Annotated in this window: 12 protein-coding genes; 11 read left to right on the top strand and 1 reads right to left on the bottom strand. The window is 29.4% G+C overall.

Features of this window, described 5'->3' with window-relative positions; genetic code table 11:
- Positions 1-128: 128 nt before the first annotated feature.
- Positions 129-1,592 (bottom strand): aminotransferase class I/II-fold pyridoxal phosphate-dependent enzyme, encoded by a 1,464-nt coding sequence (locus EBB51_RS09875; protein ID WP_123054321.1) that lies wholly within the window; start codon positions 1,590-1,592, stop codon positions 129-131.
- 307 nt (positions 1,593-1,899) lie between these two features.
- On the opposite strand from EBB51_RS09875, the gene EBB51_RS09870 reads away from it, so the two are divergent.
- The 11 genes from EBB51_RS09870 (at position 1,900) to EBB51_RS09820 (ending at position 16,481) form a co-directional block, all read left to right on the top strand.
- On the top strand, positions 1,900-3,636 hold the full coding sequence (locus EBB51_RS09870; RefSeq protein ID WP_123054320.1) for a phospho-sugar mutase: 1,737 nt from the start codon (positions 1,900-1,902) through the stop codon (positions 3,634-3,636).
- Positions 3,637-3,698: 62 nt separating this feature from the next.
- Positions 3,699-4,781, top strand: a complete 1,083-nt coding sequence (locus tag EBB51_RS09865; protein WP_123054319.1) for a tetratricopeptide repeat protein — start codon at positions 3,699-3,701, stop codon at positions 4,779-4,781.
- A gap of 29 nt (positions 4,782-4,810) precedes the next feature.
- Complete coding sequence (gene galU / locus EBB51_RS09860; RefSeq protein WP_123054318.1) at positions 4,811-5,740, top strand: UTP--glucose-1-phosphate uridylyltransferase GalU; 930 nt, start codon at positions 4,811-4,813, stop codon at positions 5,738-5,740.
- Positions 5,741-5,886: 146 nt separating this feature from the next.
- Positions 5,887-7,731: a nucleoside-diphosphate sugar epimerase/dehydratase gene (locus EBB51_RS09855; RefSeq protein WP_123054317.1), complete on the top strand. Its 1,845-nt coding sequence runs from the start codon at positions 5,887-5,889 to the stop codon at positions 7,729-7,731.
- 146 nt (positions 7,732-7,877) lie between these two features.
- Positions 7,878-9,194 carry a nucleotide sugar dehydrogenase gene (locus EBB51_RS09850; RefSeq protein WP_123054316.1) on the top strand — a complete coding sequence of 439 codons (1,317 nt, stop codon included), beginning with the start codon at positions 7,878-7,880 and terminating at the stop codon, positions 9,192-9,194.
- A gap of 214 nt (positions 9,195-9,408) precedes the next feature.
- Positions 9,409-10,518, top strand: coding sequence for a Gfo/Idh/MocA family oxidoreductase (locus tag EBB51_RS09845; RefSeq protein ID WP_123054315.1), 1,110 nt, complete (start codon positions 9,409-9,411; stop codon positions 10,516-10,518).
- A 74-nt stretch (positions 10,519-10,592) separates the two neighbouring features.
- Positions 10,593-11,339: an acyltransferase gene (locus EBB51_RS09840; protein WP_123054314.1), complete on the top strand. Its 747-nt coding sequence runs from the start codon at positions 10,593-10,595 to the stop codon at positions 11,337-11,339.
- 41 nt (positions 11,340-11,380) lie between these two features.
- Positions 11,381-12,460 (top strand): glycosyltransferase, encoded by a 1,080-nt coding sequence (locus tag EBB51_RS09835; RefSeq protein ID WP_123054313.1) that lies wholly within the window; start codon positions 11,381-11,383, stop codon positions 12,458-12,460.
- A complete protein-coding gene (locus EBB51_RS09830) occupies positions 12,460-13,914 on the top strand; it encodes an O-antigen ligase family protein (protein WP_123054312.1) in 1,455 nt (484 codons plus the stop codon). Before EBB51_RS09835 ends, EBB51_RS09830 begins: the two co-directional genes overlap by 1 nt.
- Positions 13,904-15,454: a murein biosynthesis integral membrane protein MurJ gene (murJ, locus tag EBB51_RS09825; RefSeq protein WP_123054311.1), complete on the top strand. Its 1,551-nt coding sequence runs from the start codon at positions 13,904-13,906 to the stop codon at positions 15,452-15,454. Before EBB51_RS09830 ends, murJ begins: the two co-directional genes overlap by 11 nt.
- A gap of 10 nt (positions 15,455-15,464) precedes the next feature.
- Positions 15,465-16,481 (top strand): glycosyltransferase family 2 protein, encoded by a 1,017-nt coding sequence (locus EBB51_RS09820; protein ID WP_123054310.1) that lies wholly within the window; start codon positions 15,465-15,467, stop codon positions 16,479-16,481.
- The last annotated feature ends 16 nt before the right edge of the window (positions 16,482-16,497 follow it).

Raw genomic sequence — 16,497 nt, 5'->3', positions numbered from 1 at the left:
AATAAATAACCATCAAGTTAAGTATTAGTCAATTTTACTACTTAGCTTGATGGCTATGGAAGTGCAGCGGAGAAAAATCAACCTTCTCTGTCCTCTGTCCTTTGTCCTCTAAAAAATGCGAAGCATTTTTAATCTTTTGTAACTTTAATATATTCTACCTCAGGGTCTTCGGTACCTTGTACGTATAATCCTGTTTCTTTAAGAATTTGTACATAATCTATAATTTCTTGTGTTATTTTTTCACCAGGACATAATATAGGTATTCCTGGTGGATATGCCATCAAAAATTCACCACTTGTCATTCCAACACTATTTTTTAAAGATACAGAAACTTTTTCACTGTTAAATGCATCTCTTGGTATCATTACCTGTGGTGGTATAGGCGGAATATCTATAAAATCTGATTTTTTATTTCCATTTCCATAATGTTCTTTACTGATTTCTTTCAAAGCTTCTAAAAGTGCATCTATACTTTGTTTTGTATCACCAAATGATCCAACAGCAAGCACATTGTATAAATCAGAAAGTTCCATTTGAATGTGATATTTATTGGACAGTATCATATCCAAGTCATAACCTGTAATTCCCAAATCTCTGCAGCTTATTGTCATTTTAGTTGGATCAAGGGCATAGACACCTTCATTATTTAGTATATCCTCACCAAAACAATAAAATCCTGGAATATTGTTGATTTCTCTTCTAGCATAATTTGCAAGATCAATTGCTTTATCTAATAATTCTGTTCCGTGTATTGCTATTTGCTTTCTTGCACAGTCCAAAGAAGCCATTAAAATATAGGATGGAGATGTAGTTTGAAGTAAATTTAAAATTTGCTGAACTCTTTTTGTATCTATAAATTTTGAATTAACTTGAAGCATTGATGATTGAGTTAAAGCACCTATTATTTTATGTGTACTTTGCGAACAAATATCAGCTCCAGACTCCATAGCTGATATCGGTAATTTATCGTTAAAACCAAGGTGCGGACCATGTGCCTCATCTACGATTAGTGGTATACCATGGTCATGAGTTATTTGAACAATCTTTTTTATATCTGCAGCTACTCCATAGTAAGTTGGATTTATAATAAGTACTGCTTTTGCATCAGGATTTTGTTTAAGAGTTTTTTCTACGGTTTCAGGTGTTACACCATGAGCTATTCCAACTCTTTTATCAAAAGCAGGCTGCATATATACTGGAATTGCACCACTTAGTATAATTCCAGCAGTTACTGACTTATGAATATTTCTAGGTACTATTATTTTTTCACCGGATTTAACTGCAGACATAATCATTGCCTCTATGGCACCAGATGTTCCATTTATTGAAAAAAATGCTGCATCTGAACCATAAGCATCAGCAGCTAATTCTTGAGCTTTTTTTATAGCACCAGTAGGGTGATGAAGACTATCAACTAATTTAAATACTGTAACATCTATTTTAAAGGCATTTTCACCAATAAAATTTTTAAATTGTTCATCTGCACCTACTCCTTTTTTATGTCCAGGAACATGAAATGGTATTGTTTCCCTATTTACATATTCCATAAGTGCATCGAATAAAGGAGTCTGATTTTGATCTAATTTATACACCTTGATAAAGCACCTTCCTCCATAAAAATATACCCTTTGAACCTTGAAATTCAAGGGTTGTCTGACGTTTTATTTAAACCATTATAATTATAAGTTAAATGATTTATAAATGCAATAATACCGAAGAATTTGTTTGTGTTAAGTTTATTGAATATGTAATTGGATACAATGTATATGAAAGCCATTTTTTTAAATTACGAATTATGGTTATATGAGTATTTGATGTAAAAGTGTTACATATAATGGTATAATAAGATGTGATTAAATAAGCTGATTTTTATGAATATCATAATACAGGAGGTAAAAAATGCTATATAAAGAAAAATACAATCTATGGTTAAACTCAAAATTTTTAGATGAGAACTCCAAAAGGGAATTGGCAAGTATAAAAGAAGAAAAGGAAATAGAAGATAGATTTTATAAAGATTTGGAGTTTGGTACTGGCGGGTTAAGAGGAATTATAGGTATTGGAACAAATAGAATGAATATTTATACTGTAGGTAAAACAACTAAGGGTTTGGCAAATTATCTTCTCAAAAAATATAAAAATCAAGAAAATATATCTGTAAGCATAGCTTATGATTCTAGAATAATGTCTAAAGAATTTGCTCAAACAGCAGCATTAATTTTATGCTTTGATGGAATTAAAGTTAATTTGTTTGAAAGTTTAAGACCAACTCCAATGTTATCGTATGCAGTTAGACATTTAAAAAGTAAAGCAGGTATAGTAATAACTGCTTCACACAACCCAAAGGAATATAATGGTTATAAGGTATATGGAGAAGATGGTGGACAGGTTACTGATAAAAATGCCAAAGAAATTTTTTCATGTATAGAAGCAATAGATGATTTTAGTCAAGTACAGGGCATGGAGTTAAATAAAGCTTTAAATAGCGGACTTTTAAATATAATAGGCAGAGATGTTGATAGAAGTTATATAGAAAATGTAAAAAGCTTAACAATAAGAAGAGATTTAGTAAATAAATATGCTGAAAATTTAAAGATAATATATACTCCAATTCATGGGTCTGGAAATATACCTATTAGAACAGTCCTTGGTGAACTTGGATATAAAAGCTTAAATGTAGTTAAGGAACAGGAAATGCCTGATGGAAATTTTCCTACTGCAACATATCCAAATCCAGAAGATCCAAGAGTATTTAATATAGCACTTGATATGGCAAAACAAATTAACCCAGATATAATTTTGGGTACGGACCCAGATTGTGATAGAATAGGTGTAGTTGTAAAAGATAATAGTGGAAATTACAAGATATTAACTGGTAATCAGACTGGAATTCTCTTAACACATTATATATTGAAATCACTTAAGGAATTGAATAAGTTACCACATAATTCAGCTGTAATAAAGACAATTGTTACAACTGAAATGGCTTCAGAAATAGCAAAAGATTATGGTGTTGAGCTTATAAACGTACTAACAGGATTTAAATATATAGGTGAAAAGATAAAAGAATTTGAGGAAAGTAAGGATAAAAAGTTTATATTTGGATTTGAAGAGAGCTATGGGTATCTTGCAGGCGATTTTGTAAGGGATAAGGATGCAGTAATAGCTTGTACGTTAATTTGCGAAATGGCACTTTATTATAAAAATAAAGGAATGAATTTATATGATGCTTTAATGGCACTATATAATAAATATGGTTTTTATAAAGAAAAGTTAGTATCCATAGAACTTAAAGGCAAAGAAGGACGTGAAAAAATAGATAATGCCATTGAATTTATGAGACATTCAATGAATTATAACCTTGGAAATTCAAAAATAGTAAAAAAGATAGATTATAAAATTGGAATAGAAAAAGATATATTAAATATTACAGAAAATAAAGTTAATCTTCCTAAGTCAAATGTATTGAAATTCATATTAGAAGATAAATCTTGGTTTGTAGTAAGACCTTCTGGAACTGAACCTAAAATTAAAATTTATATGTCAGTTGTCGGAAGTAACTATGAAGACTCAGAATTAAAAATGAAAAGTTTTGAAGATAAGGTTATGGATATTATACACAAAGCATGTGATTAATTATATAATAAGTTGTGTTAAATTAATATAAATATAATATTTAAAAGTAGGTGCTTATAAAGATGACTTTGAATGCTAGATTTGCAGATAAATTATCAAAATTACTATTCTTAGAGATAAGCAAAGAGAATATAGAACATATATTTAAAGTTAAAGTGGGTAATAATATTTATATTCCAGTTAGACCATATAATATAGTAAATAAAGTTAAGTTTGGTGAAGACTTAAAAAAAATACCTATAAGCTTTTTTATAGAAGGTATGTATTATGTTTTAGGGGCAGATGATAAGTTCAAATTTTCAAATGAATATATAAATATATTATCTAATATTGAAAGCAGTAATATATTTATAAAAGGTAAAATAGGTAAATGTGTAAAAGATGAAAATTATGAAGATGCATATATAATGCTCAAAGGGCTTAGTAAAATTGAAGATACGAAAGATATATATGATAAAATACTAGTTATATTAGAAAGCTTAAGATCAAAAGATAGTGAATATAAAAATGAAGAATTGAAAATTATAGAAACGATAAAAAATAAATATCCTGATTATGCACTTCCGTATCTTTATGAATGTATCATAAGGAGAGAAGAAAATGATTATGATAAGGCTTTCTTTTGCATAAATGATTACATAGCAAAGGGAGGAGAGCAAACAGCTGAAGTAATTGAATTAAAGGATTCTTTAAAACTTATTATTGATTATGAAAAGGGGAAAGAAATACTAAATGATGATCCAACTGGAGCATTAAAACTTTTGATACCCCTTATTGATGAGTTTGGTAATGATGCAACCTTGTATTATTATATTGCCGTTGCATATAGAATGTTAGAAAATTATGAAAAGGCAATTTACTATTTAAATGAATCTGTGAATATAGATAATAATATAGTAGAAGTTGTCAATGAACTTGGTATAAATTATGCATGTATTGGAGATTATGATACAGCAGTAGCTTATTTAAGAAAGGCATTTGAAGTTACTAAATCCATAGAAATTTGTACCAATCTTATAATGTGTTATGTAAACAATAATGATATAAAAAATGCAAAAGCTCATCTTGAAATAGCTAAGAAATTAAATCCCAAAGATGAAGTAGTAAAACAAATGGAACAATATTTTTTAAACAATGGAATTTAAGTTTATAAAAGGAAGGAGTTAATGTATAGATGGAAGTAAAAAAAGCTATAATACCTGCAGCTGGACTTGGAACTAGATTTTTGCCTGCAACTAAAGCTCAACCTAAGGAAATGCTTCCTATAGTTGATAAACCTACTATTCAGTACATCATAGAAGAAGCTGTAGCTTCAGGTATAGAAGAAATACTTATAATAACAGGAAGAAATAAAAGAGCAATAGAAGATCATTTTGATAAATCAGTAGAACTTGAAAAAGAACTAGAAGAACATGGAAAAGATGAACTTCTTTCCATGGTCAAGGAAATATCAAATATGGTTGATATATATTATATAAGACAAAAGGAACCTAAAGGACTTGGGCATGCAATAAATTGTGCTAGAACTTTTGTTGGAAATGAACCATTTGCAGTAATGCTTGGTGATGATGTAGTTGACAGCAAAGTGCCATGCTTAAAACAGTTAATAGATTGCTTCAATGAGTATAGAACATCTATCATAGGTGTTCAAGAAGTTCCTAGGGAAGAAGTTTATAAATATGGCATTGTAAAAGGCATGCATATAGAAGATAAAGTTTATAAAGTTAAAGATTTAATTGAAAAACCAAAGGTTGATGAGGCACCTTCTAATATTGCAATTCTGGGAAGGTATATAATAACACCTACAATATTTGATATTCTTAGAAATACATCTCCAGGAAAAGGTGGAGAAATACAACTTACAGATGCACTTAGAACTTTAATTGATTGTGAAGCAATGTATGCTTATAATTTTGAAGGAAGAAGATATGATGTAGGAGATAAACTTGGATTTCTTGAAGCTACAGTAGAATATGCATTAAAAAGAAAAGAGCTGAAAAAACCATTTATGGAATATCTGCTTAAATTGAGTAATGAAGAACTTTTTAAAAGTTTAGAAAATGAGATAACAAACGAGACAACAAATAAAAATTGCAATTCGTAATATAAAAAAATATTGCTCTGCAATATTTTTTTATATTACGGAATTGGACAGTAAAAAATATGTTGAATAATTTTTCTAATGAGGTAAAATAGAGAAGAGAGTTTTAATCTAATATTTATAATAACTAGTTTAAGGAAGTGTCAAGATTGCAGAAAGATAAAAAACTTATTATATATGATATAGTTTTCCTAGTAATTACTTTATACTTTGCTTTTGCCTTAAGGTTTGATTTCAATATACCAAAAGAATATATGGTGATTTTGAAATTATCAATAATTCCTGTGGTGGTTATAGAGTTAATATTCAATAACTTTTTTAAATTGTATAATAGCATATGGAAATACGCTTCAATAGAAGAGTTAATGTCTATAGTATATTCAGTTACATTATCTAATATTGTTTTTATAATATATAGTTACTTTGTAAATTATAAGTTTCTTGAAAATAAATATTATAGATTTCCATTTACTGTTCATATAATTTTTTGGACTTTATCTGTATTAGCACTAGGAGGCATAAGGTTTACTTATAGGATAGTTGAAGATAGTAAAAATGAAAAAACAGTAAAAGGTGAAGATAAGAAAGTCCTTATAATAGGTGCCGGAGATGCTTCAGCTCTTATTATAAAGGAAATAAAGAGACACAGCAATTTAAAATACAATATAGTTGGAATGATAGACGATGATGGTTCTAAAAAAGGTAAGTTGATAAATGGCATAGAAGTTTTGGGCGGAAGAGAATGTATAAGAAAAGTTTGTCAAGAGAAAAAAGTTGAGGAGATAATACTTTCAATTCCTTCAGCAGATCTTCAAGCAAAACGTGAAATCATAAACATTTGTAAGAGTACAAATTGTAAGGTAAAAACCCTTCCAGGATTATACCAGCTAATAGATGGAAAAGTAAATATAAGTAAGCTTAGAGAAGTAAATATAGATGATTTACTTGGAAGAGACGAAGTTAAATTAAATGATGAGAATATAAATGAGTACATAAAAGATAAGGTTATATTAGTAACTGGAGGAGGAGGCTCAATAGGCTCTGAATTATGCAGGCAGATAGCTAGGTTTAACCCTAGTAAGCTTTTAATTTTAGATATATATGAAAACAATGTATATGATGTTCAGATGGAGTTAAATTACAATTATCCTGAACTCTATAAGGAAATAATTATAGCATCAATAAGAGATGAAAGAAGACTTTCAGATATATTTAATCACTATAAACCTGATGTAGTTTTTCATGCCGCTGCACATAAGCATGTGCCGCTTATGGAAGAAAATCCAGCCGAAGCAATTAAGAATAATATAATAGGTACTTATAATGTACTAAAGTGCTGCGATAAATTTAAGGTTAAAAAATTTGTACAAATAAGTACAGATAAAGCTGTTAACCCAACTAATATAATGGGTGCCACGAAGAGATTTTGTGAAATAATGGTTCAAGCTTTTGATGGGGTAAGCCAAACAGAATATGTGGCAGTTAGATTTGGAAATGTTTTAGGAAGTAATGGTTCTGTTATACCACTTTTTAAAAAGCAAATAGCACATGGGGGGCCTGTTACGGTTACTCATCCAGAAATAAATAGATTTTTTATGACAATACCTGAAGCAGCACAATTGGTTATACAAGCTGGTGCTATAGCTAAAGGTGGAGAGATATTTGTATTAGACATGGGCAAGCCAGTTAAAATAGTGGATTTAGCAAGAGACTTGATTACATTATCAGGTTATAAACCAGAAGTTGATATAAAGATAGAATATACTGGGCTTAGACCCGGCGAAAAATTATATGAAGAATTGCTTATGAATGAAGTTGCACTTACGTCTACAGAACATGATAAGATTTTTGTAGAAAAACCTAACCATGTTGATATGAAATTCGTAGAAGAATCTATCGAACAATTTAGAAATGCTGCATATATGGATAAAGAAGATATTTTCAAGCTTATTGCAGAGAAAGTTCCAACCTATGAGAGAAAGAAAAATGATTAATTTAACTATTTTTAGAAGTGACAGGGATTTTAATTCCTGTCACTTCTAAAAGTAGTATAAAATATAAAATTAATATATTAGATGACAAAAAAATGAAGTTATATTATAATGAGAAACGTAAATGTACTAAAACTAGGAGGTAAAGTATGTCAAAATTAAAAGATGATTTAATATTAAAATTAAACAATAAAACAGCTAAACTAGGAGTAGTTGGATTAGGATATGTAGGACTTCCTCTTGCTGTAGAAAAAGCTAAGGCTGGATATGAGGTAATAGGTTTTGATGTTCAAGATAAAAAAGTTTCAATGGTAAATGAAGGCAAAAATTACATAGGTGACATAGTGGATTCAGATCTTTCTGATTTAGTAAAAAACAAAAGATTAAGTGCCACTACAGATTTTAGTTTCGTAAAAGATGTAGATACCGTTTGTATATGTGTACCTACTCCACTTGATAAATATAAACAGCCAGATATATCATACGTAGTAAATTCGACTGAAAGTGTAGCAAAATATCTTCATAGAGGAATGCTTGTAGTACTTGAGAGCACTACTTATCCTGGAACTACAGAAGAAGTTTTAAAACCGATACTTGAAAGAAATGGGTTAAAATGTGGAAAGGACTTCTTTTTAGCATTTTCTCCAGAGAGAGTTGACCCAGGTAATAAACAATTTAAAACTAAAAATACACCTAAAGTAGTTGGCGGCTGTACTGAAGAATGTACAGAAGTAGCAGCAACTCTTTATAGAAGCGTATTAAAGAGTGAAATATATACAGTATCATCCCCAGCTATTGCAGAAATGGAAAAGATACTTGAAAATACTTTCAGAAATATAAATATAGCTTTAGTTAATGAAATGGCTATACTATGTAACAAGATGGGAATAGATGTATGGGAAGTGATAAATGCAGCTAAGACAAAACCATATGGTTATATGGCTTTTTATCCAGGTCCGGGACTTGGAGGACATTGTATACCACTTGATCCATTTTATTTGGAATGGAAAGCAAAAGAATATGATTTCCATACAAAATTAATAGAATCATCTGGAATAATAAATGATTCTATGCCTGAGTTTGTAGTTGACAATGCTATGAAATTATTAAATGAACACAAAAAAGCAATGAATGGTGCCAAAGTTCTTTTACTTGGAGTAGCATACAAAAAAGATATAGATGATATGAGAGAATCACCAGCTCTAAAGGTAATAGAAAACTTAGAGAAAAATGGTGCTGAAATACTTGTAAATGATCCATATATACCTGAATTCAAACACAATGGAAAGGTATATCATTCAGTAGACTTAGAAGAAAATATAGATAAAGCAGATATAGTTATAATAACTACTGATCATAGTGATTATGACTATGAAGAAATTGTTGCTAAGGCCAAAATATTATATGATACAAGAAATGCTACTAAAGATGTTAAAAATAATAGAGAAAAGATTCATAAGTTATAATAAATTGGTGACAAATTAGAATTTGTGAATAAGTAAGAGGTAAGAGCTAAGAAGTAATAGTTGTGGTGAAAATTCAGCCTTGCTGAATTTTTTCATAAACTCTTAACTTTTACCTATTAGTTCTTACCTAAATAACAAATTTTAATTTGTCATTTAAAGGTTATAGATTAATATTTTACTTGAGGACAATCTTAATAATTAAGGAGTGTTTTTTATGAAAAAATTAAAATTTGCTATTATTGGATGTGGAAGAATTTCATATAAACATGTTGAAGCATTAGTTTCTAATAGTAAAGAAGCTTCACTTGCAGCTGTTTGTGATATAGATTATGACAAAGCAGAAGCAAAAAAACAAGAATATATGAGTAAAATCAATGAAGATTGTAAAGTAGCTGTATACAAAGACTATAAGGAAATGATAGAAAAAGAAGATATAGATGTAGTAACTGTTGCAACAGAAAGCGGCTATCATCCTGAAATTGCAATATATTGTATGGAACACAAAAAACATGTTATATGTGAAAAGCCAATGGCTTTATCAATTGAAGATGCAGATAATATGATAAAGGCTTCAGAAAAAAACAATGTCAAGTTATGCATAAGTCATCAAAACAGATTCAATAAACCTATTCAAAAATTAAGAAAAGCTGTAGAACAAAATAGATTTGGAAGACTCATAAATGGTACTGCTAGAATTCTTTGGAATAGAAATATGGGCTACTATACTCAAGCTCCATGGAGGGGAACATGGAAGTTAGATGGCGGAACACTTATGAACCAATGTATACATGATATTGATTTACTTCAATGGATGATGGGTGGAGAAATAGACTCTGTTTATTCTCAATGTGACACATTCCTAAGAGATATAGAAGCTGAAGATTTTGGAGCAGTAATTGTAAGATTTAAAAATGGTTCAATAGGAATTATTGAAGGCAGTGCATGTGTATATCCTAAAAATTTAGAAGAAACTTTGAGCATTTTTGGCGAAAGTGGAGCAGTTTGCATAGGTGGATTGGCAGTAAATAAGATAGAAACATGGAGATTTGCTGACAGCAGTGAAAATGAAGAAGAAAAGATTTTAAGTGAACAGGAAAGTGATCCTGATACAGTTTATGGATTTGGACATATTCCATTATTTAAAGATATGATAGATGCCATAAATAATGATAGGGAACCTTTAGTAAGCGGTAAGGAAGGTAAAAAAGGTATGTCTATAATTCTTGCTGCTTATAAATCAAGGCTTACTGGTATGCCAGTTAAGTTTCCACTTAAAAAATTTTCAACTATGGAAATGGCTGGAGTTAAGAAAATTCACGAATAAAATTCATGTTTTAAATAAAAATAATAGTTAATACTAGTGGTGATTATAATTATTAATAGATTGAGGTGTTTATTTTGAGTGAAAATTTTATATCACATAAATCTAATATTGGAAGTAATGTTAAGATAGGTAAGTTTGTAGTTATAGAAGAAGACGTAAAAATAGGAGATAACTGTATTATAGGACATAATGTTGTAATTCATAAGGGAAGTAGTATAGAAAATAATGTGAGAATAGATGATAATACAGTAGTTGGAAAAGAGCCTATGAGATCTGTTAATAGTATTTTTAAAGATGAGGAAAAGTTTGAGCCAGCTTTCATAGCTGAAGGATGCTTAATAGGAGCAGGGGTTATAATTTACTGCGGTTGTAAAATAGGAGAAAAAACTTTAATTGCTGATCTTGCTACAGTTAGAGAAAATGTTACAATAGGATCAAAAACAATTATAGGAAGAGGAGCTGCTATTGAAAACTTCTGTAATGTTGGATCAAATTGTAAATTGGAAACTAATGTATATTTAACTGCTTATTCAGAAGTAGAAGATAATGTATTTATAGCACCTGGAGTTGTGACTTCAAATGACAATTTTGCAGCACGTTCAAAAGAAAGATATAAACATTTTAAAGGCGTTACAATAAAAAAAGGCGGCAGGATTGGAGCACAAGCTACAATATTGCCTGGGAAAACAATATATGAAGACGGCTTTGTGGCTGCAGGTAGTGTAGCTACTAAAGATGTAGAGAATGGAAAAATAGTTGCGGGAAATCCAGCTAAATATTTGAGAAATGTTCCAGAAGATCAACTTTTAAAGAATCAATAGTTTGGAAATAATATATTAATTTATACATTTGAGGTGTTTTTATGGCTAGAATTTGCTTTTTAGCAGATGCAGATAGTATACACACTAGAAAATGGGTGGATTACTTTTCAAGATTAAATAATGAGATATACTTGATATCCATGAGGGGTACAAATTATGCGTACCAAGACAATGTCAAAGTTATCGTTGTAAAACCACCTTTTAATAGTAAATTAGCTTACTTTACTATACTTTTAAAGATTAAAAGTATAGTAAAAAGTATAAAACCAGATATATTACACAGTCATTATGCCACAAGTTATGGACTGTATGGACGTATAAGCGGCTATCATCCATTTATAATTTCCGTTTGGGGAAGTGATGTATATGAATTTCCCAAAGCTAGTTCCATAAATGCTAAGCTGCTTAAGTTTATTTTAAATGGAGCGGATGCAGTATGTTCTACTAGTGTGGATATGGCTAATGAAACTAAAAAATATTATAAAAAAGAAAATATAACAATAACCCCATTTGGTGTTGATATAAACAAGTTTAATATTAAGATGCCAGTACTTAGCAATGATTATATTACAATTGGAGTTATCAAAAACTTACATAAGATATATGGAATAAAATATCTTATACAAGCTTTTAGTGGGCTTTTAAATGATACTGCTAAAAACTTAAAATTAATGGTAGTAGGTGATGGCCCTGAAAGGTCAAACCTAGAAAAACTATGCAGCGATTTAAACATAAGTGAGTATGTTGAGTTTACAGGGAATGTAGATAATGTAGATGTTCCTGATTACATAAATAAAATGGATATAGTTTGTATACCATCTTTAAGTGAGAGCTTTGGAGTATCAGCTGTAGAAGCTTGTGCATGTGGAAGACCAGTAGTTTGCACAAATGTAGGGGGATTAAAGGAAATAGTATTTGATGATTGTAATGGATATAAAGTAAACCCTAAGGATAGTACTGCTTTAAAAAATAAGTTAAAGTTACTGGTTGAAGATGAAAAGAAGCTTAAGTTATTTTCGGGTAATGCTGTGAGGATAGCTCAAGAAAAATATGATTGGAAACACAATGCTGAAATAATGAATGAACTTTACAAGAAAATTTTAAATAGGGGGAAAAATTAATGTATGGAATAAATAGAAGGAGCAATATATACATTTTAGCGATTTTTATTATACTTTTGGCATCTTCTATTATAAATAAAAATTACATAATAAGTGCACTATTTTTTGTAAGTGTAGTCGGAGCATGTTTTATAACAGGTGCAGATAGTTTTTATGAAAATATATATTATACACTTTTAGTTTCTAGTATATTTGAGTATGCTTCATATTTTCCAAAACATGAAAAGCTGTATTTTTTTCACATACTACTTGCCATATGTATTGTTTTAACTATAATCAATTTACATAGAGACAGATATCAATTGAAAAAAGTGAATAAAAAATTGCTTGGATTTTATGTGCTGTGGTTTGTATACATATGCTGCAGCTTTATATGGGCTGAAAGTAAAAGCTTGAATATCAAGTATATAATAATATATGCCATGATGATTTCATTTTTATTTATAGTTGCTATATTTAATACAACGAAAGAAAGGTTTTATAATTCTCTAAAAGTAATTGGACTAGTATTTTTACTCACTATAATAATAGGTATGATAGAAGCAATGACAGGAACTCAGCTGCCGGTAAAACACTATTACGACAGCATTTTGTATAAACTTACTACAAAAGAACTTGTAGTTTTAAAAAGCAGACCAGTTGTCTTTTTCTTTAATGCAAATAATTATGCTACATTTTTAAGTATGGGTATTCCATTCTTATTGTTTTTAACTTATTTTGCAAAAAGTATTAAGGCTAAAGCATTTTATGGTATTTTTACTTTACTTGGTTTTACAGCATTGGTTTTAACAAACTCTAGATCAAGTATTTTATCAATAGCATTAACTATGATAGTTTTTACTTTAATAGTTTTTAAAGAAGGAAAGATAAAAGCTTTAATTTATCCTCTAATAATAGTTGCTGCATTTGCTGGAATATATAAATATAGTTATTTATTAGTTAGTCATAGTGCCGAATATGAACAAAAGATGGTGGAGAAAATGAGCAGTATGTCTAAGATAAGTAAAGCTGAAATAGGAGATGAAGGCTCTGAAAATGTAAGAGTTACTATAATGTATGATATAGTAACTGGTGTAGTTAACGAAAAAAGAGTTTTAGGATTTGGAGCAGGAAACTCAATTCAACATTTGAAAGATGTAAATAATACACATGGAATATATAGTGTCCATGGATTAGCCATAGAAATTTTAGGAGACTTTGGTATATTCATAATACTTTATGGATTATTTTACCTTTATTTACTATATAATTTATTTAAAATAGGTCATAATGAAAATAATAATATAGATAAGTGTACAGCGTATGCTCTCATGACTTCTTTAGTAGGTTTTACGATAGGAAGTTTTTCACCAAGTTCTGTTACATACTTTTTACCTAACTGGTTATTATTTGCCTTGAGTGTTTCTTTTATACAAATAAATAATTTAAAGGATAAGATAAGGTATGAGTATTAATTCTAAAAAGTTAGCAGCAACAGCTGGAATAATAGTAATGTGTACATTTGCAAGTAAGTTTCTTGGATTAGTAAGAGATAGTATAACTGCAGCTAATTTTAAAGCCGGTGATTTAGATGCCTTTTTCCAGGCATCTAATGTACCTATGGTGTTATTTATAATGATAGGGGCAGCTATAACTACTACTCTTATCCCATTATATAATGATAAAAAACTAAAAGATGGAAAAGAAGAAGCTGCTAAGTTTATAAACAATACACTAAATGTATTTATAATTGTGACAGCTGTTATATCAATTGTATGCATAATATTTAGCAAACCTATAGTAATGCTCCTTAACCCAGGATTTACTGGAGAAAAGCTTGTTTTCACACAAAAGCTTACAGTTATACTTATTCCAACTCTTATATTTAATGCCGTCATGTACATATTTAATGCAGTTCTTCAATCAGAAGGAAATTTTACAGTACCTGCTCTTGTAGCACTGCCTTTAAATATTATAACAATAGGTTACTTGATTATTGTTAAAGATAAATATGGAGTTATCGGGCTTACAATAGCAACATTTATAGCTACTTTTGCACAGATACTTCCTCAAATTTTAGCAATGAAAAAGGTTGGATTTAAATATAAGTTTAGAGTAAATTTCAAAGATCCAATGCTCATAAAAATGTGCATTATGCTCTTACCTGTAATAATTGGAACAGGAGTTCAACAAATAAATACTTTTATAGAAAGGGCACAAGCCACACATTTTAGTGCAGGAAGTGTTACTTTTTTAAATTATGCATACAGAGTATTTGCACTATTTGTAGACATATTTGTAGTTACAATTGCTACAATTATATATCCTAAAATGTCAAAACAAATGGCTGGAAATAAGATGTCAGAAATGAAACAAACTTTAAGTGAATCCCTTGGTATGCTCATAATTATGATACTTCCAATTTCTTTTATAGTTATGGTTCAAAGCAGACCTATAGTGTATATTCTTTTTCAAAGAGGTGCATTTACAGAAAACTCTACAATTCAAACTTCCATGCTTTTAGTGTTCTATTCTATAGGACTTTTAGGATTTGGAATGAGAGATTTTGTTTGTAAGGCATATTATACTTTAAAGGATACTAAAACTCCTATGATAAATAGTGCTATAGCTATGGGTATTAACATATGCCTCATATTTGTATTTAAAAGTTTCATGGGGCTTAATGGATTGGCACTTGCTGATGCAGTATCAATGTACATAGCTTGTATACTATTAATTTATACACTTAGGAAAAAAATAGGAAGTATAAATGGAAAATATATAGTTCAAACATTTATAAAGACAGTTATAGCATCAATACCTATGATAATTGTCATGAAAGTTTTAAATAATATCATGCACCTTAGTTATAACTCAACAATAATTGTGCTTATAAAAGTTGGAATTTCATCTTTAGCGGGATTATTTGTATTTGTATTAACAGCGTTTATTATAAATATAAGAGAATTAAATAGTTTAAGGATACTTATAATGGATAAGATAGCAAAGAGGTAGGTGAAGTAATATGGATACAGTTTCTATAATCATTCCATGTAGAAATGAGGAAAAGTACATAGCAAAGTGTTTGGATTCTTTCATGAGACAAACTTATCCTAAAGAATATTTTGAAGTGTTTGTATGTGATGGTATGTCAGATGATAAGACTAGGCAAATAGTTAAAGATTATGAAGAAAAGTATGGAAATATTAAATTAGTAGATAATAAAGGCCGCACAGCACCAAAAGGTATGAATGAGGGAATAAAAAAAAGTAAAGCAGATATAGTTATAATATTTGGGGCACATGCTTTTGCAGACAAGGATTTTATAAAATACAACGTAGAAGCTTTAAAAAATAAAGAAGTAGGATGTGCTGGTGGACCTATAGAGACTATAAGCGAAGATGATAAAGGTACGGCAGTAGCTATGGCCATGAGCTCACCATTTGGAGTTGGAAATGCACTATTTAGGTATGCACACGAAGAAACATTTGTAGATACAGTAGCTTTTGGAGCATATAGAAAAGAAGTGCTTGATAAAATAGGATACTTTGATGGTGAATTAGTTAGAAATCAAGATGATGAATTAAACTATAGAGTAATTAAAAATGGTTATAAAATTCTTTTAACACCTAAAGTTAAATCTTCTTATTACAGCAGGTCATCTTTAAAGAAACTTTGGAAACAATATTATCAATATGGATTTTGGAAAGTAAGAGTTATGCAAAAACATGGGAGACCGGCGTCTATAAGACATCTAGTACCACTTATGTTTGTTGTTACTAATATTTTAGGAATACTTCTTGGAATATTTATAAGACCAATACTTTATTTATGGATTTTAGAAGTATGCATGTATTTAATTGGAGATTTAATTGCATCTCTTAAGTCATTCAAGGGGAATTTTAAATTACTTAAGTATATTCCTATAATATTCCCTATATTGCACATTAGCTATGGATTTGGATTTTTGCGCGGATTATTTAGTTTTTATATATTTAAATCCAGAAAAGTCATTGAAAAGAATGCAAAAATGTCCAGGTAGTTTATAAATTAAATAA

Origin of the sequence: Clostridium sp. JN-1 (assembly GCF_003718715.1) — a bacterium.
GTDB lineage: Bacteria > Bacillota > Clostridia > Clostridiales > Clostridiaceae > Clostridium_AV.
Note: the sequence above shows the minus strand (reverse complement) of the source record. Positions and strands in the feature narration are given on the sequence as shown.

Excerpts from the sequence above, each read along its gene's own strand:
- EBB51_RS09870 (WP_123054320.1), top strand. The coding sequence starts at position 1,900 with ATGCTATATAAAGAAAAATACAATCTATGGTTAAACTCAAAATTTTTA.
- EBB51_RS09865 (WP_123054319.1), top strand. The coding sequence starts at position 3,699 with ATGACTTTGAATGCTAGATTTGCAGATAAATTATCAAAATTACTATTC.
- galU (WP_123054318.1), top strand. The coding sequence starts at position 4,811 with ATGGAAGTAAAAAAAGCTATAATACCTGCAGCTGGACTTGGAACTAGA.
- EBB51_RS09850 (WP_123054316.1), top strand. The coding sequence starts at position 7,878 with ATGTCAAAATTAAAAGATGATTTAATATTAAAATTAAACAATAAAACA.
- EBB51_RS09845 (WP_123054315.1), top strand. The coding sequence starts at position 9,409 with ATGAAAAAATTAAAATTTGCTATTATTGGATGTGGAAGAATTTCATAT.
- EBB51_RS09835 (WP_123054313.1), top strand. The coding sequence starts at position 11,381 with ATGGCTAGAATTTGCTTTTTAGCAGATGCAGATAGTATACACACTAGA.
- EBB51_RS09830 (WP_123054312.1), top strand. The coding sequence starts at position 12,460 with ATGTATGGAATAAATAGAAGGAGCAATATATACATTTTAGCGATTTTT.
- murJ (WP_123054311.1), top strand. The coding sequence starts at position 13,904 with ATGAGTATTAATTCTAAAAAGTTAGCAGCAACAGCTGGAATAATAGTA.
- EBB51_RS09820 (WP_123054310.1), top strand. The coding sequence starts at position 15,465 with ATGGATACAGTTTCTATAATCATTCCATGTAGAAATGAGGAAAAGTAC.